Source organism: Pseudomonas reinekei (genome assembly GCF_001945365.1).
Classification (GTDB): Bacteria; Pseudomonadota; Gammaproteobacteria; order Pseudomonadales; family Pseudomonadaceae; genus Aquipseudomonas; species Aquipseudomonas reinekei.
Map to the genome: position 1 here is coordinate 27,124 of NZ_MSTQ01000020.1, position 21,356 is coordinate 48,479.

21 protein-coding genes are annotated in these 21,356 nt (G+C 59.9%); 7 read left to right on the forward strand and 14 right to left on the reverse strand.

The genetic code is table 11. The annotated features are described in order from the left end of the window. Nucleotides 1–11: 11 nt before the first annotated feature. From BVK86_RS24315 to BVK86_RS24325, 3 genes are all read right to left on the reverse strand, one after another. Nucleotides 12–878: a carboxylate/amino acid/amine transporter gene (locus tag BVK86_RS24315; RefSeq protein WP_075948804.1), complete on the reverse strand. Its 867-nt coding sequence runs from the start codon at nucleotides 876–878 to the stop codon at nucleotides 12–14. A gap of 340 nt (nucleotides 879–1,218) precedes the next feature. Further along, nucleotides 1,219–1,818 (reverse strand): FMN-dependent NADH-azoreductase, encoded by a 600-nt coding sequence (locus tag BVK86_RS24320; protein ID WP_075948805.1) that lies wholly within the window; start codon nucleotides 1,816–1,818, stop codon nucleotides 1,219–1,221. Between the two features lie 150 nt (nucleotides 1,819–1,968). Beyond that, nucleotides 1,969–2,283, reverse strand: a complete 315-nt coding sequence (locus BVK86_RS24325; protein WP_075948806.1) for a 3-phosphoglycerate kinase — start codon at nucleotides 2,281–2,283, stop codon at nucleotides 1,969–1,971. Nucleotides 2,284–2,333: 50 nt separating this feature from the next. On the opposite strand from BVK86_RS24325, the gene BVK86_RS24330 reads away from it, so the two are divergent. The 5 genes from BVK86_RS24330 to aqpZ all read left to right on the forward strand — a co-directional run bounded on the left by BVK86_RS24330 (nucleotide 2,334) and on the right by aqpZ (nucleotide 7,471). Continuing rightward, nucleotides 2,334–3,257: a PA3225 family LysR-type transcriptional regulator gene (locus BVK86_RS24330; protein ID WP_075948807.1), complete on the forward strand. Its 924-nt coding sequence runs from the start codon at nucleotides 2,334–2,336 to the stop codon at nucleotides 3,255–3,257. 14 nt (nucleotides 3,258–3,271) lie between these two features. Beyond that, on the forward strand, nucleotides 3,272–4,075 hold the full coding sequence (locus tag BVK86_RS24335) for an alpha/beta fold hydrolase (protein WP_075948808.1): 804 nt from the start codon (nucleotides 3,272–3,274) through the stop codon (nucleotides 4,073–4,075). 3 nt (nucleotides 4,076–4,078) lie between these two features. Continuing rightward, nucleotides 4,079–4,636, forward strand: coding sequence for a peptidylprolyl isomerase (locus tag BVK86_RS24340; RefSeq protein ID WP_075948809.1), 558 nt, complete (start codon nucleotides 4,079–4,081; stop codon nucleotides 4,634–4,636). Nucleotides 4,637–4,728: 92 nt separating this feature from the next. Continuing rightward, nucleotides 4,729–6,561, forward strand: a complete 1,833-nt coding sequence (locus BVK86_RS24345) for an ABC transporter ATP-binding protein (protein WP_075948810.1) — start codon at nucleotides 4,729–4,731, stop codon at nucleotides 6,559–6,561. A 211-nt stretch (nucleotides 6,562–6,772) separates the two neighbouring features. Continuing rightward, nucleotides 6,773–7,471, forward strand: coding sequence for an aquaporin Z (gene aqpZ / locus BVK86_RS24350; protein WP_075948811.1), 699 nt, complete (start codon nucleotides 6,773–6,775; stop codon nucleotides 7,469–7,471). A gap of 16 nt (nucleotides 7,472–7,487) precedes the next feature. Here the strand turns inward: aqpZ and BVK86_RS24355 are convergent, their stop codons facing one another. Continuing rightward, nucleotides 7,488–8,612 carry a GNAT family N-acetyltransferase gene (locus BVK86_RS24355; RefSeq protein WP_075948812.1) on the reverse strand — a complete coding sequence of 375 codons (1,125 nt, stop codon included), beginning with the start codon at nucleotides 8,610–8,612 and terminating at the stop codon, nucleotides 7,488–7,490. A gap of 283 nt (nucleotides 8,613–8,895) precedes the next feature. Between BVK86_RS24355 and BVK86_RS24360 the strand changes: the two genes are divergently transcribed. Then, the gene (locus BVK86_RS24360; protein WP_075948813.1) at nucleotides 8,896–10,212 is read left to right on the forward strand and encodes a putative porin; all 1,317 of its coding nucleotides are present in this window, start codon (nucleotides 8,896–8,898) and stop codon (nucleotides 10,210–10,212) included. Nucleotides 10,213–10,346: 134 nt separating this feature from the next. On the opposite strand, the gene BVK86_RS24365 is transcribed toward BVK86_RS24360, so the two are convergent. From BVK86_RS24365 to BVK86_RS24410, 10 genes are all read right to left on the reverse strand, one after another. Continuing rightward, a complete protein-coding gene (locus BVK86_RS24365) occupies nucleotides 10,347–11,399 on the reverse strand; it encodes an AI-2E family transporter (protein WP_075948814.1) in 1,053 nt (350 codons plus the stop codon). Nucleotides 11,400–11,468: 69 nt separating this feature from the next. After that, nucleotides 11,469–12,275, reverse strand: a complete 807-nt coding sequence (locus BVK86_RS24370) for a DUF4892 domain-containing protein (protein ID WP_075948869.1) — start codon at nucleotides 12,273–12,275, stop codon at nucleotides 11,469–11,471. 8 nt (nucleotides 12,276–12,283) lie between these two features. Continuing rightward, nucleotides 12,284–12,943: a glutathione S-transferase family protein gene (locus BVK86_RS24375; RefSeq protein ID WP_075948815.1), complete on the reverse strand. Its 660-nt coding sequence runs from the start codon at nucleotides 12,941–12,943 to the stop codon at nucleotides 12,284–12,286. Between the two features lie 50 nt (nucleotides 12,944–12,993). Beyond that, complete coding sequence (locus tag BVK86_RS24380; protein WP_075948816.1) at nucleotides 12,994–13,848, reverse strand: alpha/beta hydrolase; 855 nt, start codon at nucleotides 13,846–13,848, stop codon at nucleotides 12,994–12,996. Beyond that, nucleotides 13,845–14,648, reverse strand: coding sequence for an alpha/beta fold hydrolase (locus BVK86_RS24385; RefSeq protein WP_075948817.1), 804 nt, complete (start codon nucleotides 14,646–14,648; stop codon nucleotides 13,845–13,847). The genes BVK86_RS24380 and BVK86_RS24385 overlap by 4 nt, the downstream gene beginning before the upstream one ends. A gap of 233 nt (nucleotides 14,649–14,881) precedes the next feature. Continuing rightward, a complete protein-coding gene (locus BVK86_RS24390; protein ID WP_075948818.1) occupies nucleotides 14,882–15,325 on the reverse strand; it encodes a hotdog fold thioesterase in 444 nt (147 codons plus the stop codon). Nucleotides 15,326–15,356: 31 nt separating this feature from the next. After that, entirely contained in the window at nucleotides 15,357–17,012 is a 1,656-nt protein-coding gene (locus BVK86_RS24395) for an AMP-binding protein (protein ID WP_075948819.1), read from the reverse strand. 168 nt (nucleotides 17,013–17,180) lie between these two features. After that, on the reverse strand, nucleotides 17,181–17,636 hold the full coding sequence (gene sixA, locus BVK86_RS24400) for a phosphohistidine phosphatase SixA (protein WP_075948820.1): 456 nt from the start codon (nucleotides 17,634–17,636) through the stop codon (nucleotides 17,181–17,183). Then, a complete protein-coding gene (locus tag BVK86_RS24405; protein WP_075948821.1) occupies nucleotides 17,633–17,980 on the reverse strand; it encodes a DUF4389 domain-containing protein in 348 nt (115 codons plus the stop codon). The genes sixA and BVK86_RS24405 overlap by 4 nt, the downstream gene beginning before the upstream one ends. A 30-nt stretch (nucleotides 17,981–18,010) precedes the next feature. After that, on the reverse strand, nucleotides 18,011–19,036 hold the full coding sequence (locus BVK86_RS24410) for an NAD(P)H-dependent glycerol-3-phosphate dehydrogenase (RefSeq protein WP_075948822.1): 1,026 nt from the start codon (nucleotides 19,034–19,036) through the stop codon (nucleotides 18,011–18,013). Between the two features lie 195 nt (nucleotides 19,037–19,231). Between BVK86_RS24410 and BVK86_RS24415 the strand changes: the two genes are divergently transcribed. Next, nucleotides 19,232–21,355, forward strand: coding sequence for a TonB-dependent receptor plug domain-containing protein (locus BVK86_RS24415; protein WP_075948823.1), 2,124 nt, complete (start codon nucleotides 19,232–19,234; stop codon nucleotides 21,353–21,355). Nucleotide 21,356 lies beyond the last annotated feature (1 nt).

Genomic DNA, 21,356 nt, shown 5'->3' on the forward strand with positions numbered 1-21,356 from the left:
TCCCACAAGGTTTAGTTGACGGTCAAAGATTTGCGCATACCCAGCCGACTGATCCAGACCGCCATCAGAATCACCGACCCACCCAGCAGCAACCGTCCCAGGTCCTCATGCTGATTCCAGATCAGCAGATTGATCAGCAACCCTACCGGCACATGCAGATTGTTCATCACCGCCAGCGTCCCGCCATTGACCAGGCAAGCACCTTTGTTCCACCAGTACAGCCCCAATGCGGTCGAAACAAGGCCGAGGAACAACAGCACGCCCCATTGCAGCGGCGCCTCCGGCCAGAAGTTCTGTTTACCGAACAACAGAAACGCCGGCAACACCACCGCCAGCGCGCCCAAGTAGAAGTAACCGAAGCGCCGGTAGTGCGGCAGATCGCTGGGATGGCGTGCCACCAGGTGCCTGTAAAGCACCTGCCCGGCGGCATAGGTGAAGTTGGCCAATTGCAGCAGCAGGAAGCCCATGAAGAAATCCGGATTGATCCGGTCGTAGCGAATCACCGCCGCGCCCGCCACCGCCACCAGTGCAGCGACCAGCGCCCAGGGATTGAAGCGACGGTTCAGCGCATCTTCGATCAGGGTCACGTGCAACGGCGTGAGGATGGTGAATAGCAGCACTTCCGGTACCGTCAACACGCGAAAGCTCAGGTACAGGCAGACGTACGTCACCCCGAACTGCAGCGCGCCGATCAGCAACATGCCGCGCATGAACGCCGGCTCGACCGAGCGCCAGCGCGTCAGTGGAATGAACACCAGCCCCGCCAGCAGCACCCGTACCAGTACCGCGAAGTAACTGTCGACATGACCGGCCAGGTACTCGCCGATCAAACTGAAGGAAAACGCCTGGATCAGCGTGACAAAAAGTAGATAGCCCATGCTCGCCTCGTTTTGAATGGCGGCGAAGATAGCGGGTTTTGCCGATGATCGCGAACGCTAAACCAACACAAACCCTGTGGGAGCGAGCCTGCTCGCGAAGACGCTACGCCAGACACATGGATGCTGGATGTGCCGACGCTTTCGCGAGCAGGCTCGCTCCCACAGCGTTGCGTGGATGCCTATAAATCGCAGGCAAAAAAAAGCCCGATCTCGCTAAAGCGTTCAATCGGGCTACAGCACTCAGGAGCAATAAGTGCAAAGGGAGGTTCGATGCGCGTACAGGCTTGAAGGGGTGCGCCAGGTCACTAGACCATCCAGCGATTATCTGGCGATTAACGGGTCAGGCCACTTGCGAAAGCCTGGCATTGGCCTGGTTCAGGCCTTTCTCCTGGAAGTCGCCCCCCAGGTTCATGCCTTCGGCGTGGATGAACGTCACGTCGTGAATCCCGATGAACCCCATGACCTGACGCAGGTACGGCTCCTGGTGATCCGCCGTGCTGCCGGCGTAGATACCGCCGCGGGCCGTCAGCACGTAGGCGCGCTTGCCGCTGAGCAGACCTTGGGGGCCGGTTTCGGTGTATTTGAAGGTCACGCCGGCACGCAGCACATGGTCGAGCCAGGCCTTGAGGGTGCTCGGAATGGCAAAGTTATACATCGGTGCGGCCATGACCAGCACATCGGCGGCCAGCAGCTCATCCGTCAGCTGATTGGAGCGCTCCAGCGAAACCTGTTCGATGTCGCTGCGTTGCTCGGCAGGTTTCATCCAGCCACCCAGCAGGTTGATGTCCAGATGCGGCACCGGGTTGACGGCCAGGTCACGAACAGTAATCTGATCGTTGGGATGAGCGGCTTTCCACTGGCTGATGAAGGTCTGGGTCAGTTGACGGGAAACCGAGTCTTGCTGACGGGCACTGCTTTCAATGATCAGAACGCGGGACATGGGATGTAGGCTCCATCTGAGAATGCTGTAAGTCGATGGAGTGAAGGTTAAACAGAGTCATATCGATGAAAAAGCGCAAATAACTGCTATAAACCATCAATAAATTCGTTTATAAGCGGAGCATGCCCGTCAGGTTTGCTCCGTTTTGTTTTATTTCGGGGTGCAGATCAACTCGATACGCAGCTTGATGATGTTGCGATTGAACTTGGCGGTGGCGCTTTTGTGCTTGCCGGCCGGTACCTCGATCTTGCGGGTTCGTGGTGCTTCCGGGCCATTGCTGAACACCGCCTTGCAGCTCGCGTCGACGTCACCATAGTTGGCCACCCGAATGGAGCCGATATCGCTATCGGTGTCGAAGGTTTCGTAATCGATCTTCAGGCCGTTGAGGTCTTTTTTCACATCGATCGGGTACGCCATCGCCGTTAGCGGCAACAGCGCCAGCAACACACAACACATTTTTTTCATTCAGCAGTCTCCAATAAGAACTGCCCAGCTTAGGACAAGAGGAGCTCATCATGAAAGCGCCCCGCGTGACCCTTGATCAATGGCGAACACTTCAGGCCGTGGTCGACCACGGTGGTTTCGCCCAGGCCGCCGAAGCGCTGCATCGCTCGCAATCGTCAGTCAGCTACACAGTAGCGCGGATGCAGGACCAGCTCGGCGTACCTTTGCTGCGCATCGACGGGCGCAAAGCCGTGCTGACCGAAGCCGGTGGCGTGCTGCTGCGCCGCTCCCGGCAACTGGTGAAACAGGCCAGTCAACTGGAAGACCTGGCCCACCACATGGAGCAAGGCTGGGAGGCCGAAGTGCGCCTGGTGGTCGACGCCGCCTACCCGAGCGCCCGCCTCGTCCGCGCCTTGACCGCGTTCATGCCGCAAAGCCGCGGATGTCGGGTGCGCTTGCGCGAAGAGGTGTTGTCGGGCGTGGAAGAAGTGCTGCTCGAAGGTGTGGCCGACCTGGCCATCACCGGGTTCAGTATTCCAGGCTACCTGGGTGCGGAATTGAGCGACGTCGAATTTGTCGCCGTCGCCCACCCCGAACATTCCCTGCATCGCCTCAACCGCGAACTGAATTTCCAGGACCTCGAAAGCCATATGCAAGTGGTCATCCGCGACTCTGGTCGCCAGCAACCACGGGACGTCGGCTGGCTAGGCGCCGAACAGCGCTGGACCGTCGGCAGCCTGGCCACCGCCGCGACATTCGTCGGCAGCGGCCTGGGGTTCGCCTGGTTGCCACGGCACATGATCGAACGGGAACTCAAGGAAGGCACGCTCAAGCTGCTACCGTTGGATCAGGGCGGCAGCCGTAATCCGAGTTTTTACCTGTATTCGAACAAGGACAAACCGCTCGGGCCCGCGACGCAGATTCTCGTCGAATTGCTGCGAACCTTCGACACCGCACCACTGGACGCACCGTTCGCCGCCCCCGAACAAGCCTGACACGGAGTGTATGCATGGCCTATTTCGAACACGAAGGTTGCAACCTGCACTATGAGGAATACGGCCACGGCACGCCGTTGCTGCTGGTCCACGGGCTAGGTTCAAGCACTTTGGACTGGGAAAAACAGATCCCCGCGCTGGCTGCCCGCTACCGGGTGATCGTCCCGGATGTGCGTGGCCACGGGCGCTCCGACAAACCTCGCGAGCGCTACAGCATCGCCGGCTTCAGTGCCGACCTGGTCGCGCTGATGGAGCATCTGAACCTGGGCCCGACACATTATGTGGGACTGTCCATGGGCGGCATGATCGGTTTTCAACTCGGTGTCGATCAGCCACAACTGCTGAAAAGCCTGTGCATCGTCAATAGCGCGCCCGAGGTCAAGCTGCGCAGCCGCGATGATTACTGGCAGTGGTTCAAGCGCTGGAGCCTGATGCGCGTACTCAGCCTGCGTACCATCGGCAAAGCCTTGGGCGGCAAGCTCTTCCCCAAACCCGAGCAGGCAGATTTGCGACAAAAAATGGCCGAACGCTGGGCAAAAAACGACAAACATGCTTATCTCGCCAGCTTCGATGCCATTGTCGGTTGGGGTGTTCAGGAACGACTGTCGAAGGTGTCCTGTCCAACCCTCATCGTCACCGCCGACCACGACTACACTCCGGTCGCGCTGAAAGAAAACTACGTAAAACTGCTGCCCAATGCGCGGCTGGCAGTGATTGCCGATTCGCGTCACGCCACCCCGCTGGACCAACCCGAACACTTCAATCAGACGCTGCTCGAATTTCTCACCGCAGTCGACACTACCCATCAGGATCACTGACCCATGCTGAAAAAAATCGCCCTCGCCGCTGGCTCCGTTCTGTTCGCCGCCAACCTGATGGCGGCAACGCCTGCCAAGGCGCCGCACGTTTTGCTGGAAACCACCAACGGCCAGATCGAAATCGAACTGGACCCGGTCAAAGCCCCGATCAGTACCAAGAACTTTCTTGCGTACGTCGACAGTGGCTTCTACAACAACACGATTTTCCACCGCGTGATTCCGGGCTTCATGGTCCAGGGCGGCGGTTTTACCCAACAGATGCAGCAAAAAGAAACCAAGGCGCCGATCAAGAACGAGCACAACAACGGCCTGGTCAACGTGCGTGGCACCTTGTCCATGGCGCGCACCTCGGTGCCTGATTCGGCCACCAGTCAGTTCTTCATCAACGTCAAGGACAACGACTTCCTCGACCAGGGTGACGGCTACGCAGTGTTCGGCAAAGTGGTCAAAGGCATGGATGTGGTCGACATCATTGTCAACTCGCCGACCACCGTGCGCAGCGGCATGAAAGACGTACCGGCTGACCCGGTGTTCATCAAGTCGGCCAAGCGCATCGACTGAAACCAGGCTGGACAAGGATGTCCGAGCCGTTGCCGGTGCACCCGGCAACGCTCAAACCGTTGAAGGAGAGCCCGTTCGCGGGTAAATAACCGATGCTTTATCGCCGTTTTGAACAACTGATCGACATCTTCCGCGACGCCCCGACAGCCGCACCGCCGGATCGCGTCCTGCCCTTCTATACCTATTACCTCAAGCAGGTCTGGCCGAGTTTCGCCGCCCTGCTGATCGTCGGCCTGTTCGGCGCATTGATCGAAGTGGCGCTGTTCAGTTACCTGAGCCGCATCATCGACCTGGCTCAGGGCACACCCAACGCTGATTTCTTCAAGGATCACGCCCTGGAACTGACCTGGATGGTGGTGGTAGCGCTGATCCTGCGACCGGTGTTCGTCGGCCTGCATGACTTGCTGGTGCACCAGACGCTGAGCCCCAGCATGACCAGCCTGATCCGCTGGCAAAACCACAGTTACGTGCTCAAACAGAGCCTGAATTTCTTCCAGAACGACTTTGCCGGGCGCATCGCCCAACGCATCATGCAAACCGGCAACTCCCTGCGCGACTCCGCCGTGCAAGCGGTGGACGCGCTTTGGCACGTGTTGATCTACGCCATCAGCTCGCTGGTGCTGTTCGCCGAAGCCGACTGGCGCCTGATGATCCCGTTGCTGACCTGGATCGTCGCCTTTATCAGCGCCCTTTACTACTTCGTGCCACGGGTCAAGGAACGCTCGGTCGTGTCCTCCGATGCGCGCTCCAAGCTCACGGGGCGAATCGTCGATGGCTACACGAACATCACCACGTTGAAGCTGTTTGCCCACACCCATTTCGAACAGCAATATGCCCGCGAAGCGATCAAGGAACAAACCGAAAAAGCCCAGCTGGCCGGTCGTGTGGTCACCAGCATGGACGTGGTCATCACCAGCATGAACGGCCTCTTGATCGTCGGTACCACCGGCCTCGCCCTGTGGCTGTGGACGCAGTCGCTGATCAGCGTGGGCGCCATCGCCCTGGCCACCGGGCTGGTAATCCGTATCGTCAACATGTCAGGCTGGATCATGTGGGTGGTCACCGGCATTTTCGAAAACATCGGCATGGTTCAGGACGGTTTGCAGAGCATCTCGCAACCGGTCAGCGTCACCGACCGCGACCAGGCCAAACCCCTGACCGTGGCCAAGGGCGAAGTGCGCTTCGAGAACGTGGACTTCCACTACGGCAAGCGGAGCGGGATCATCGGCGGGCTCAACCTGACGATCAAACCCGGCGAGAAAATCGGCCTGATCGGACCGTCCGGTGCCGGCAAATCAACACTGGTCAATCTGCTGTTGCGCCTCTATGACGTAGAAGGCGGGAAGATTCTCATCGACGGCCAGAACATTGCCGATGTCAGCCAGGAAAGCCTGCGCGAGCGTATCGGCATGATCACCCAGGACACGTCGCTGCTGCACCGCTCGATCCGCGACAATCTGCTTTACGGCAAACCTGACGCCACCGATACCGAACTCTGGGAAGCGGTACACAAGGCCCGGGCCGACGGGTTCATCCCAACGCTGTCTGACGCTGAAGGCCGCATCGGTTTCGATGCCCACGTGGGTGAGCGCGGGGTGAAACTCTCTGGTGGTCAGCGTCAGCGGATCGCCATTGCACGCGTGCTGCTCAAGGACGCGCCGATCCTGATCATGGACGAAGCCACATCGGCACTGGACTCGGAAGTCGAAGCGGCCATTCAGGAGAGCCTCGAAACCCTGATGCAGGGCAAAACCGTCATCGCCATTGCCCACCGGCTCTCGACCATCGCCCGCATGGACCGCTTGGTGGTACTGGAGAACGGCAAGATCGCCGAGACCGGCAGCCATGCTGAATTGCTCGCATTGGGCGGTTTGTATGCGCGGCTGTGGCAGCATCAGACGGGTGGGTTCGTGGGGATCGATTGATTCCCTGAATCAATACTCGCGCCTACAGAAGTCGAGTAATGCCTAAAACTCCAAAAAACCGCCAGACGCCTTGAACAACGGGGGCTGGCGGTTTTTTACGCCTGCTGGAATTCTGAAAAAACCGTGCTGTACTTACTTCAACGTTCTGAAGATGGTTCTGCAGTCCATCGGCTGGGCTCAAGGCTGCATAATCTCGAAAGGACACACTCCTATGTCTCTGTTAAAACGTTCGGCGACTGAGTTGGTAGGTACTTTCTGGCTGGTGTTGGGGGGTTGTGGCAGTGCAGTGCTGGCCGCTGCGTTCCCGGATGTCGGTATCGGTTTGCTGGGGGTATCCCTGGCGTTTGGCTTGACGGTACTGACCATGGCATTCGCCATTGGCCATATATCCGGTTGTCACCTCAACCCGGCGGTGTCATTGGGGTTGGTGGTTGGCGGACGCTTCCCGTCCAGGGAACTGCCGGCCTACATCATTGCGCAGGTCATTGGCGGCGTGATTGCAGCCGCCCTGCTGTACTTCATTGCCAGCGGCAAACCCGGTTTCGAGCTGGCGGGAGGCCTGGCGTCCAACGGCTTCGGCGAACATTCCCCTGGCGGCTATTCGATGGCGGCGGGGTTTGTCTGTGAGCTGGTGATGACCGCCATGTTCATCCTGATCATCCTCGGCGCCACCGACAAGCGTGCGCCCGCGGGGCTTGCGCCGATTGCCATAGGTCTGGCCCTGACCCTGATCCACCTGATTTCGATCCCGGTCACCAATACTTCGGTCAACCCGGCGCGCAGCACAGGCCCGGCGTTGATTGTCGGCGGTTGGGCGATTCAGCAATTGTGGATGTTCTGGGTGGCGCCGCTACTCGGCGCAGTCGTCGGTGGTGTGCTTTATCGCTGGTTGGGCAAGGAAGAAACCTGACCGGGCATCTCGAGGATCAGCCTTGCCGGTAAGGCAAGGCCGTCCTCGCCTCGTCCGCGTAGGCCAATACCCCAATCCGCTCTTGCTGCAGAAAATCCTTCACGGCCGCTTTCAATCCCGGATGACGCAAGTAATGCCAGGAGTGCGTGATGACGGGCTCGAACCCGCGAATCAACTTGTGTTCACCCTGCGCGCCGGCATCGAACCGCTGAAAGCCATGGGCAATCGCGTAATCCATGCCTTGATAAAAACAGGTCTCGAAGTGCAGGCGATCGAACTCCGCCAGACATCCCCAGTAACGCCCGTAAAAACTGTCGCCCCCAACCAGACTGAAGGCCATCGCCACCGGCCGTGAGCCTTGCCTGGCCAACACCACGCGGATGGACTGCGGCATGCGCTCAGCCAACAAACTGAAAAACGCTCGTGTCAGATAGGGTCTTTGCCGACGCACCGCGTAGGTATTGGCATAGCAGGCATAGACGAAATCCCACAACGACTCGGTCAATTCCCGGCCTTCGAGCCACTCGAAATCGAACCCCTGCCCCGCCACCTGTTCCCGCTCCTTACGCATCTGTTTGCGCTTGCGTGAGCTCAGTGCATCAAGAAAATCCTGAAAGTCTCGGTAACCACGGTTTTGCCAGTGGTACTGGCACCCGACACGTTGCAGCCAGCCCGGCTGCCCGGCAAGTGCGGCGTCGGTGAATGGGTCGGTGAAGTTGATGTGCGCGCTGGAGAGTTGTTCGATTTCAAGATAGCCCGGCAGGCTGTTCAATAGTTCGAAACCGTCATCGACGCTGGCGGCCAGCAAGCGCGGGCCGCCTACCGGACTGAAGGGTACGGCGGTCAACAGCTTGGGGTAGTAATCGATTCCGGCACGTTCGCAGGCGTCCGCCCAGGCGTGATCGAACACGTACTCGCCGTAGGAATGCCACTTGCGATAACTGGGCAAGGCAGCGATGAGATGATCACCTTCGATGTGCAGCAAATGCTCGGGTTGCCAGCCGGAATGAGGCCCGACGCTGCCGCTGTCTTCCAGCGCACTCAGGAAGGCGTGACATAGAAATGGCTGTGTCTCGGGCACCAACACATCCCACGTTTGCGCAGCGATGTCGGACAGACTTTCCAGGCGTTGCAACGGCATTACACATCTCACTCATTGATGGCGTGGAAGCTTCGCGAGTATCGCCTATCGCCATCCATTGCACACGATCAATTCGACGACAACGCTCTAATTCAATAGTTCGCAACAACTTTGCTTCGTCATCGACATGACATCACATTGCCACCGCCTTGTCATAAACCATCGCGATACTGGCGCCTGTTTTTAGAGCGTCGGGTTCTAACCCGGCCACTGTTTTCCGTCCATCAATGGTCGGTTGTGCCCTGGATGGCTCAGCCATCCACTCTCATCTTCGGAGATTGATATGCGTCTTGCTTCCACGAAAACTGCGGCAGCCCTGTGTGGCGGTCTACTGCTGGCCATGAGTGTTCCAGCCAGCGCCGCAGTCGACGCCAAACTGCTCGACATGCTCAAGGCAAACGGCTCGATTACCAACGCGCAGTACGGCGAACTGCAAGCCGAGCTGGCCCGGGATCAGAAAGAACAGCAAATCGCCCGCCAGGCTCAGCAAGAGACCAACGAGCAGATCGCAGCGACCGCGAAGAAAACCAACGAACTGAGCTCTTTCGACCAGAAACTGGCGTGGGCGGCCAAGACCCAATTCAAGGGTGACGTGCGCTTCCGTCAGGAAAACGTGCACAACGATGGCGTTTCGAACAACAAAGACCAGGACCGTCAGCGAATTCGTGCCCGTCTGGGTGCCTACACCGAAATCAACCCGCAAGTCGACACCGGTATCCGCATCGCCACCGGCAACAACGATGACGCGCGTTCCACCAACCAGAGTCTGGACAACTACTTCGACAAGAAGCAGATCTGGCTGGATCAGGGTTACGTCGACTACCACCCTGACGCCATCAAGAACCTGCACATCGTTGGCGGCAAGATGCCACAGCAATGGGTGAGCATGGGCGACGTGATCTGGGATGGCGATATCAGCCCTGAGGGTCTGTCGGTCTCGTACAAATACCCGCTGAGCGGCAGCACCGAGCTGTTCGGTAGCGCCGGTCACTACACCCTCAAGGACAACGTCGACGGCGATGGCGTGCAATTCAAACACGACCTGCGCCTGTACGCAGGTCAGCTGGGTGCGCGCTTCGGCATCACCGACAACCTGAAACTGACCCTGGGTGGCAGCATCTACGGCTACGACAACGACGACGACATCACCGCGGGCGGCACCACAATCCCGGCTGCACTGGCCGTCAACGGCAACAGCCCGAACGAGCAGTTCAAACTGTTCGAAGGTTTTGGTCAGCTCGACATCGGCGGCTTGCCAATGCCGCTCTCGTTGTACGGTCAGTACGTCAACAACGACGACGCCAGCAACGATCAGGATACTGCCTGGCTGGCCGGTGTGAAGACCAAGGTCTACGGTTTTGCCATCGACTACAACTACCGCGACGTACAGCGTAACTCCGTGGTTGGTGCTTTCACCGACTCCGACTTCGCCAACGGCTTCACCGGTTCGCGCGGCAGCAAGTTGAAAGTGAGCTACGAGTTGGACAAGAACTTCAACCTCGGCGCGACCTACTTCATGGCTAACTCCGACTACACCAACGCCACGCTCAAAGACTCCGACATCAACACCCTGCAACTGGATGCTGAAGCGAAGTTCTGATTCACCCCGCTGTACGACTCGGGCAAGGAAGCCCGAGGCGTTTTTTCAGTCTTGCGTTGGTCTGACGGTCCCCATCATCCGTCCGCCGGACCAGCGCGAGTCTGTTTACTGACCTAACGCCCTATCGCATCAATTCAGCGACGATCCTCTACCCGCGAGTGGCTTTTGCTCCAGTCGGTCAACAGGCTGTACGCCACTGCCAGCAGCGTCGGACCAATGAAGAGCCCGATGAAGCCAAACGCAATCAACCCGCCAAACACCCCTAGCAGCACAATCACCAGCGGCAAGTTCCCGCCGCGACTGATCAGGTATGGCTTGAGCACGTTGTCCACGCCACTGATGATGAAGGTGCCCCAGATCCCGAGGAAAATCGCCATCCCGTAGTCGCCTTTCCAGGCCAGCCAGGCGGTGGCCGGAATCCATACCAGCGGTGGCCCCATGGGAATCAGGCTGAGCATGAACGTGACGATACCGAGCACCAAAGCCCCCGGCACTCCGGCAATCAGGAAGCCGATCAGCGCCAGTACGGCCTGGGCCGCGGCCGTACCGATCACGCCGTTCACAACCCGCTGCACCGTACCCGCCACCAATTCGATGTAGTACCCGGCGCGCTTGCCGATCAGGCGCTCCAGCAAGCCATGGACAAATGCCGCCAGTCGTGGCCCGTCGCGATAGAAAAAGAACACGAAGACAATACTCAACGTCAGTTCGAGAATGCCGCCGCCAATTTGTGCGCTGCGCGCCAGCAGCCAGTTGCCGACCTGACCGAAGTAAGGCTTGAGCGAAACCATCATGGCCGCGCCCTGCTGATCGATACTGTCCCAGATCCCCACCAGGCGACCGCCTACCAGCGGAATGCTACCCAGCCAGGCCGGCGCTTCCGGCAGGCCATCGACCTGCACATCCTTGATGAACGCCGTAGCGTCACGCACATGATCCGCCAGGTTGAAACCCAGCCACACCAACGGCGCCGCCACCAGCAACATCCAGCCCACGGTCAACAGCCCCGCTGCGAGGGATTCTCGACCATCGAGCCAACGGGTCAGCAAGCGCATCAGTGGCCAACTGGCAAATGCCAGCACCGCGCCCCAGAACAACGCCGACCAGAACGGCGCCATCACCCAGAGACTCGCGCCAAACAGCACCAGGAGCAGGATCTGCACCAACAGCCGATCGTTATTGATCATCTATAGTCTCGAAAAAATCAGTCAGCAAAAGAGTCGGCGAACGCGCTGCACGCGTTCGCCGGGTAAAGCCTAGCGCAATAGCTGGATGTGCAGGCCTGAACCTTCGACGCTGCCGGTTTCCAGCCGCGCGGCACGCACGCCCTGAACGATCAGCGCCTGCCGCCAGGCTTCAGCGCTCGGCCCGGAGACACTGACCCGCAAAGTCGTGTCAAGGTTCAGGCCGCGGGAGATCAAGCGCAGCCAGGTGTCATCCGGTGCGTTCGTGAGTTGGGGGAAGTCGAGTTCGCCGGTGCTTTTGAGTTCACGCAGCAAGGTCGCCGAGGTTGGCAGCAAATCGCCCAGCGGCGCGGCGGCTTCAAACTGTTCGACGTGCAGGTAGGCCTTGCGATTGCCGCGGGTGATGCTGTAGAGCGCCACCAGGGTGTTTTCTTTGGGTGCGGCCAGGCGCAACAGCAAGTACGCCTGCTCATTGTCGGCGCCGTAGAGCTTGGCGTTGCCGAACACTTCGTTGGCCCACAAGCTGCTTTCGCCGCAATCACGGGCCTGGCACCAGAACAGCAACTGCGCGTCCTGTTGCTGCAAGGCTTCGCGAGCGGCCGTGAAGGCTTCGGTGGACGAATGCTCCGGTGGCAACTCGTAAGTCACCGACGTTGCATTGCCACGGGCGCTGACCTGGCCATCGAAACGCAACTGACCGCTGATCTTGCGAATCGACCCCAGCGGGTAAATTCGCTCGATCTCGACCGCAGGGCGATAGTCGACGATCTGCGCATCGACCATGCGCGGCACGATCGGCAAATCCTGACTGCCCGGCATATCAGCGGCAATCAACAAAGGACTGAAACTGCACAGCGCCAGCAGACTGAAGGAACGTATGAATAGACTCATCGGATCAGCATGGCCTGGGCTCCCTTGACGACACTCGCTTCATCCGCGCGTTGCGGCACCAGCAAACCACGCTTGACCGCAGGACGGGCTTCCATGGTCGCCATCCAGCGTTGCAACGCCGTCAAGCCCTCCACCGACACCCCCGACCACTCGTAGCCACGTACCCACGGGAAGGTCGCAATGTCGGCGATGCTGTACTCGCCGGCCAGAAATTCAACGGCTTGCAGGCGCGTGTCGAGAACTTCATAGAGGCGGCGGGTTTCATGTTGATAGCGATCAATCGCCCCCTGGAGCTTTTCCGGAAAGTACCGGAAAAACACGTTGGCCTGGCCCTGCATCGGGCCGATACCCCCCATCTGGAACATCAGCCACTGCATGACCACCGAACGCCCCTTGGGGTCGGCTGGCAACAATTTGCCAGTCATTTCAGCGAGGTAAACCAGGATGGCGCCGGACTCGAACACGGCAAAATCGCCATTGGCGCGATCGACAATCGCCGGAATCCGGCCATTGGGGTTGATCTTGAGGAAGTCCTCGGACTTCTGTTCCTTTTTATCGAAACTCAGGGCATGCACCGTGTAGGGCAGGCCGAGTTCCTCGAGCACGATAGAGACCTTGTGGCCATTCGGGGTCGCAGCGGTGTACAGATCTATCATGGTTGTCTCCCATTTCAACCCGCCCAGCCTCGACAGTTGCCCGGTGCAAGTCAAGGAATGGCGAAGAACCGATTGAAACAGTCTGCGACAAGGTCGGCACCGGCTTCATCATTCAGATGCAAATGATGGCCGCCTGGCAGCTGTTCACGGCTAAAGGGTAGACGCTCCAGCAATTCAGGATGCCTGGCGAGCATGCCGTCGGCAGCCACCACCAGTTTTGCCGGACAACTGAGCCGCTGGACGAAGGCCATTGCCTGTTCGGTCGTAAGACGCAGCGGTGATGGCAGTGTGAGGCGATTGTCGGTGCGCCAAGTGTAACCGCCCGGTACCGGCATCAAGCCACGTTGAGCCAACAGCTCGGCGGCTTCGCGGCTGACCGCCACCAGCCCTTTCATGCGAGCCTCGACGGCACGGTCGAGGGTAGCGTAGACCGGTTTGCGTTTTTCCCGCAGATCCAGCTGCGCTTGCAGGGCCATGCCCATGCGTTCGGCAGCATTTTCGCCCTTGTCTGTAGGAGGAATGACGCCATCGATCAGGGCCAGATGCGTAACACGTTCCGGCAGCGACCCGGCAATGATCAGGGAAGCGATCGCGCCCATGGAGTGCCCCAGCAGCGCAAAGCGTTTGAGTCCCAATTGTTCGGCGACTTGCAGCACATCGTGGGCATAGTCCCACATGGCGTAGCCCGCGCCGGGCGGCCGATGCCCCGAATGGCCATGCCCCGCCATGTCCAGTGCAATGATGCGCAAGCCTTTGAGCTTCGGCGCCAACCGGGCAAAGCTGTTGGCGTTGTCGAGCCAGCCATGCAGGGCAATCACTGGCAAACCGTCTTCGGGGCCGAACAGGTGCGCCGCCAATTCAATGTGCGGCAGGCTCAGGCGGACTTCTTCGACGACATTGCTCATGCGCAATCCTGTTGGCGAGCGTCCCAGCGGCTGAACAGGTTTTTCAGCAGTCGGGCGGTGTCCTGCGGACGCTCGAGTGGAAACATGTGGCCACCGGGCATGGTCAGAACTTCACCCTGCGGCAGGCGTCCGACCGAACTGACGTGATGGCGCATCACCACTCGGCTGTTGTGGCCGCGCACCACCGCCAGCGGCACCTTCAACTGTCGTGTGCTGCCGGGGCTGGTGTGTGGCACTCCGCGGAAGATGCTGATTTCCGTCGCAGGGTCGAACCGCAGGCGCAGTTTGTTTCCGACCTTGTGCAAACCGTGCTGCAGGTAGGCTTCAAAACATTCGGCGTCGAAACCGCGAAACAAGGTTTTACCGGCGAAATAGCGGCGGGCGCTGTCCAGGTCGGCGAATTCCTCGCGCCGCCCCAGGGTGCGACCGGCCGGGGTCAGGCGATCGATGAAACCGAAACGTTTGGCGGCGCGGATCACCCATTGATCGGTGCGGGTCAGCACGGGTGAGTCGAGCATCACCACCCCACGATAGAGATGAGGGCAGCGCAGCGCTGCGTGCTGGTGCAATACGCCACCAAACGAGTGGCCGACGCCCCAGACCGGCTCCGGTTGTCGCTCCAGGTGATGAATCAGCTCATCCACCAGGTTGTACCAGTTGTCGTCCGCCGGAAAACGCGGGTCATGGGCGTGCTGCTCCAGATGCGTCACCTGATACTCGGGCGCCAGCGCCGCGAACAGTTTGCCGTAGGTGCCCGAAGGGAACCCGTTGGCGTGGGCGAAAAATATCTGTTGCGACATACCGACGATCCATCCACGAAAACAGAACCCGATTGTCCGTAAGTCGGCGCCCCGCAGCAATGACCGTAACTGACAGGAATGATGACAGTCCGGTCAAACCCATGAACCTGTGGCGAGCGAGCCTGCTCGCGTCCGGCTGCATGGCAGTCGCCACGAGCAGATGCCCCGGGTGAAGGTGATTGGGGCCGCTTCGCGACCCAACGGGAGCAAGCTCCCTCGCCACAACAGAGGGATCAACGCGCTGGCGGATTCTCACCCAGCGGCACCACCGCCATGGTCAACCGCGACACGCAACTGGCCTTGCCCTCATCGCTGGTCAGCCGAATGTCCCAGACATGGGTCGTGCGCCCGATGTGAATCGGCTTGGCCACCGCCGTCACTCGCCCACTGCGCAGGCCGCGCAAATGGTTGGCGTTGATTTCCAGGCCCACGCAGTAAAACTTGCTGGCGTCGATGCACAGGTAACTGGCCATGGAGCCCACGGATTCGGCCAGCACCACCGAAGCACCGCCGTGCAGCAAACCGTAAGGCTGATGGGTGCGGTGGTCGATGACCATGCTCGCGGTCAGCGACTCTTCATCGAAGGTTTCGAAACGGATGTCCAGCACTTCGCCGATGGTGTTTTTCTGGATTGCATTCAGCTGTTCGATGTTGGGGGTGGTGCGCCACAGACTCATCGCTGTTTTCCTTATTGGTTTTGTTCGTGACTCAATCCTGCCACAGCACCGCTTCACTGCGCTCGCTCCATTCTTCGAATTGCCCACCGTAAGCCGCTTCGATGACGTTGCGCTTGATCTTCAGGGTCGGCGTGAGAAAACCGTTTTCCACCGCCCAGCTGTCCTTGACCACCACCAGACGCCGCAAGCGTTCGTGCTTGTCGAGCGCGCCGTTGACCTCTTCGAGGAGTTTTTCCAGGCTTGAATGCAACCCTGCACGCGCCTCCTGTTGCCCGACGGCCGAAAGCACGCACAGCCCCAACGGCGCGCTCAAGCCATCCCCCACCACACAAACCTGTTCAATGCGCGAATGCACCGCCAGGCGATTTTCAATCGGTGCCGGCGCCACGTATTTGCCCTTGCTGGTCTTGAAGATTTCCTTGAGGCGCCCGGTCAGGCGCAGGTTGCCTTCGGCGTCCTCTTCACCTTTGTCACCGGTACGCAGGAAACCGTCCTCGGTAATGGTGTCAGCGGTTTTCTGCGGCTCCTTGAAGTAGCCGAGCATGGTCGCGCCGCTGCGCACCAGCACCTCGCCCGAATCCTCAATGCGCACTTCGACCTCGGGGCACGGCTTGCCGATCCAGCCGGGTTTGTTCTGGCGGGGCAGGCAGATGTGCGAGTAACCACAGCTTTCGGTCATGCCGTAGACCTCCAGTACGTCCAGCCCCAGTTTGCGGTACCACAGCAGCAAGGTCAGAGGCACCGGCGCCGCGCCAGACAAGGCCACGCGCAGCGCATCGAGCCCCAGCCCGGCGAGGACCTTATGCCCTACCCGCTTGCCGATAATCGGCAAACCGAGCAAAAAATCGAGGCGTTTTGCCGGGATCTTGCTGTACACGCCCATCTGGAATTTGGTCCAGATGCGTGGAACGCCAAACAGCGCAGTCGGCCGCGCACGTTTCAGGTCGGTGAGAAAGGTGTCGAGGCTCTCGGCAAAAAATACGGTTTGCCCGGTATAAATAGAGGCCAGCTCGACGAACATCCGTTCGGCCACATGGCACAGCGGCAGGTAGGACAACAGCCGGTCCGACTCGTTAAGGCCAAACAACGAAGTACCGCGCGTGGTGGCGAACCCCAGGTTACCGAAGCTGTGCATCACGCCTTTCGGCATGCCGGTGGTACCGGAGGTGTAGATGATCGTCGCGAGTTGATCGGCGGCAGGCTTGGGGTCGTCCTGGATCGGCGAGCTGACTTGCAGGTCGGCCCAGCTGAAATCGAAGGTGCCCGGCGGATGCAGCGGCAGACTGATCGTCACCAGTTCCGGGCTGACCCCGCGGGACATCCCGGGCCAGTCGTCGAGTTTGCCAATGAACGCCAGCGCCGCTTCAGAATGCTCCAGCACCTGGGCCACGGATTCGGCCGTCAGGTTCGGATACAGCGGCACCGAGACATGGCCTGCCATCCAGATCGCAAGGTCGGCAATGATCCAGTGCGCGCAATTCTTCGAAATCAGGGCGATGTGGCTGCCTTGGGGCAATTCCCGGGCCCGCAACCAATGTGCCGCGCAGCGGGCCTGATGGCCGACATCGGCCCAGGTCAGGGTCTCGACTTGCCCACCACCGATGGGCTGAACCAAAAAACGCTGGCGCGGATGACGCGCCTCACGTTCGTAGAAAACGTCCAGCGGCAAACGAAAGGCAGCAGACATGCGACTCGCTCCTGTTTTTTTGGTCTGGAGCAAGCGTAGTCAACCAAGCAAGTGCTTGGTTAAATATTTGTAAGGAAAAAACAGATCACCCGATCGCAGCCTCCGGCAGCGCCTTTTAAAGGCGCACCCTCCAGTGTGGAGGCTGCCGCAGATTGTGATCAGGTGCTTTCAGGGATGCTTGATGCTGTCGAGCTTCATTGACCCGACCAGCAGTTCGTCACCGCTGAGCTCTGCCAGCCCGGCGGTGCTGACCCTCTCCGGCGGATGCCCGGCGCCATGCTGCAGGTAGCTCAGCAGATTCCCGACCAACGGGTTGTGGCTGACCAGCAGCACATCGCTTACCGCGACCATCTGTTCGGCCACTTTGTCCGGGTCGGTGTCCGGGGTCAGCCATTCGACGGTGCGGATTTCCGGCTCGAAACCCAATGCTTCGCGCACCAGCTGCGCCGTTTGCTGTGCCCGCAGGTACGGGCTGGCGTAGATGGCACTCAGCGGTTGGCCGATCAATTTTGCAGCGCTGCTCAGCACTTCCTTTCGACCGTGTTCCGTCAATTCGCGCTCCGAATCGTGAGCGCGGGAGCCGTGTGGCACGGCTTCACCATGACGCAATACCCAGAGTTTCATAGCTTGGGTTCCTCATCTCGGGCCGGATGCGCAGCAGGCGCCACGACGTGCGGCGCTTCACCTTCCGGCGTACGCGGCGTCGGCCAATCGGCGAACGGCCAAGGCTTCTGGTCGCTGTGAAAACTGCCGAAACGACCGATCTGCGCCAGGAACTGGCTCAGACTGTCGCCGAAGTTCATCAAACTGGCGCTCGGCGCGCCGTAAATCAAACGATAGATCAATTGCACCAGCACCACGGCGCCAAGGATGAATTGCGCCACTTGCCAGACCAGCACGAAAACGACCATCCACAACACCCGCAGCAGAATGGATTCGTACTTGGCTTCTACTTTCTGATCGTTCATGTCTCACTCCGTTCCGGTTAGGTGGTGGGCTCAGTTGAATCCGCTGGTGGAAATAAAGTCGACATCGGTTTTCGGCTCGCCGCGCATCAGCAGTTCGATCACCTGTTCGAGCGTGCGCCCTTCGAACAGAATCGCGTGCAACCCGGCGACCAGCGGCATGTACACGCCCACTTCCTGTGACTTGGCCTTGAGCACCTTGAGGGTATTCACGCCTTCGGCCACTTCGCCCAGTCGATTGACCGCCTCTTCCAGGCTCAAGCCCTGACCGAGGGCAAAGCCGACCTGATAGTTGCGGCTTTTTGGCGACGAGCAGGTCACGATCAAATCGCCTACACCCGCCAGGCCGAGGAAAGTCATCGGGTTGGCGCCCTGATTCACTGCGAAACGGGTCATTTCCGCCAGTGCCCGGGTGATCAGCATGCTCTTGGTGTTTTCGCCCATCTCCAGTGCCACCGCCATGCCGGCGATGATCGCGTAGACGTTTTTCAACGCCCCGCCCAGCTCCACGCCGAAGCGGTCGGCGCTGGCGTACACGCGAAAGGTGCGGCCATGCAGCACGGCCTGGACCTGCTCGCAGAGTGCTTCGTCTTCGCTGGCGACCACCGTCGCGGTCAGCGCGTGTTCGGCGATCTCGCGCGCCAGGTTCGGCCCGGACAGCACGCCAATGCGCGCTTGCGGGGCGATCTCTTCCAGAATCTGGCTCATCAGTTTGAAGGTGTGGGCTTCGATGCCTTTGGTCAGGCTCACCAGCATCTTGCCGCGCAGGCGTTCGGCGTGCGGCGCCAGTACCGAGCGCAGTGCGCTGGACGGCAGCGCCACAAAACATAGATCGCAGGCTTCAAGGGTGGCTTGCAGGTCGGTCACCGGCATTACGCCGGGCAGAATCTTGATACCCTTGAGGTAACGCGGGTTCTCACGATTGACCCGAATGGCCTCGGCCTGTTCGGGATCGCGCATCCACTGCAGGACCTGATGCCCGTTTTCGGCCAGCAGGTTTGCCACGGCGGTACCAAAACTTCCGCCTCCCAGGACCGCAATCGGGCGCTGTTCAGTCATATGTATTCCGTTAATCCATACCAGTGGCGATGCCGGCATTATACGGAGCGCCCCAGTGTCGGCCAGCCCCTGCGTCAATTACCGGCGCATGTTGAAAGAAGCCGGATAAAACCGAGGAAAATGCTGACATCGTGACTGGAAAAGTCGACGGCCTCGGTTAACATGCGCGCCATCAATTGTTAACAAGGATGTGTGGTGTCACTGGGTTCCGCTTCTCCCCGCTCGCCGTTGGTACTGGCGCTGGTCTTCAGTTCGCCATTGCTGGCTGACGATTTGTTCCTCGACAGCGAGCCGTTGCCGCAGGTGCTGACGGCCACGCGGCTGAAACAGTCGCCGGCTGCCGTACCCGGGAGCATGACCGTGATCGACAGCGCGCTGATCAAAACCAGTGGCGCCCGGGACATCAGTGAAGTGCTGCGGCTGGTGCCGGGGATGATGATCGGCAACATCAGCGGCAACCAGGCGACGGTGAACTATCACGGCACCAGCGCCAGCGAAGCGCGACGCCTGCAGGTGCTGATCGACGGTCGCTCGGTGTACCGAGCCGGCCTGGCCACGGTGGACTGGAGCGACATTCCGGTGGCCATGGAGGATATCGAGCGCATCGAAGTGTTCCGCGGCCCGAACACCGTCAGCTATGGCGCCAATGCATTGATGGCGGTGGTCAATGTCATCACGCGCAACCCGGCCGATAGCCATGGCACGCGGATGAAGGTCACTCGCGGCCAGCGCGGCATCAGTGACTTTTACGCCAGCCAGGGCGTGGGATGGCGTGACGGCGATATGCGCTTGTCCCTGTCCGGCCAGCAAGACGACGGCTTCGACAGCGACCGCAACGGTGCCGATTATCGCGACAGCCGCCGTTTGAATCGTTTCAACCTCGCCGTCAGCCAGGCGCTCGACGAACGCCAAAGCATCGATTGGCAGTTGAACGCCAAAGAAGGCAGTAACCAGCGGCCTTATACCTACCGGCCAGTGTTTTCGGGAGTTACCCGCGCCGGCGACAATTCCGACGTCAGCGCCAAGGACTACGCCGGTTCGTTGCGCTGGAACCTCGACATCAATCCCGATCACAGCCTCTACATACAGGGTTCGGCCCAGCATTGGGATCGTCAGCAGACCTGGCGTGCGTGCGATGCCGAGGTGTCGTTCAGTCCGCAACTGACCGAACTCTGGCAGCTCAACCCCAATTACACCGAACGCCTGGCACGCAACATCGAAAGCTTTACCGGCCCCGGCGCCCCTCCCGGCGATCCAGCCCAGCAGGCGCTGGCCAACCAGGCGCTCGCCCAATGGCGCAATGGCGCCCGGCAGACCCTCTGTGGCGACATCGACCAAAGCACCCGGGAAACCCGCTACGATCTGGAATTGCAGGACACCCTGAGCCTTTCCGATAGTCTGCGACTGGTCAGCGGCTTGAACTATCGTTATGACCGGGCAGATTCCGAGACTTACTTCAATGGCACGCTTGATGACACGACGTGGCGGGCATTCGGCCAACTCGAGTGGCGCGCCAGCGAACACTGGTTGCTGCAAGGCGGGGCCATGTTCGAAGACACCCAGTTGATCGGCAGCTCGCTGACTCCCCGCGTGGCAGTCAATTACCTGATCAACCCGCGTCACGGCTTGCGTGCGGTGTACTCCGAAGCCATCCGTTCGCCGGACATGTTCGAGAACAGCGTCAACTGGAGCTACCGTGTTACCAACCTGCAACCCGCTGCCTATGGCCAGTCCAGCGCGCGCTATTTCGTCAAGACCCGTGGCCCCGGCGATCTCGACCAGGAACACATGCGCTCTCGTGAACTGGGCTACAACGGTTACTTTGCGCAAGAGAGGCTGGCGGTCGATGTGAAGCTGTTCCACGACGAAATCACCGGCATGATCAGCGAACCGCTGCGCAACAATCAGTTCATCGCCAGCAACGCCAACACGGCCCGATTTTCCGGAGCGGAAACTCAGCTTGACTGGCGAGTCGGCACAGCCGACCGTCTGCGTTTCACCTATGCCTACATCAATGCCGACGCGAGCAATCCTCAGGATGCACAACAGACCGCACGCCACAGTGGCTCCACCGGCTGGATGCGTGACTGGGGAAAAGGCTGGAACAGCGCGCTTTTCTATTACGGTGACGACGCCTTGAACGGCTACCGATTCGAACGGATCGACACGCGTATCGCCAAACGTATCCGCCTGGGCAAGGCCAGCCTGGAACTGGCCGGTGTGCTTCAGCAGCGCCTGGATCATCAACCGACCACCTTCGTCGACAACCATTATGACGAGCGCCGAGTGATGTACTTCAGCGCGGAGCTGGCGCTTTAAG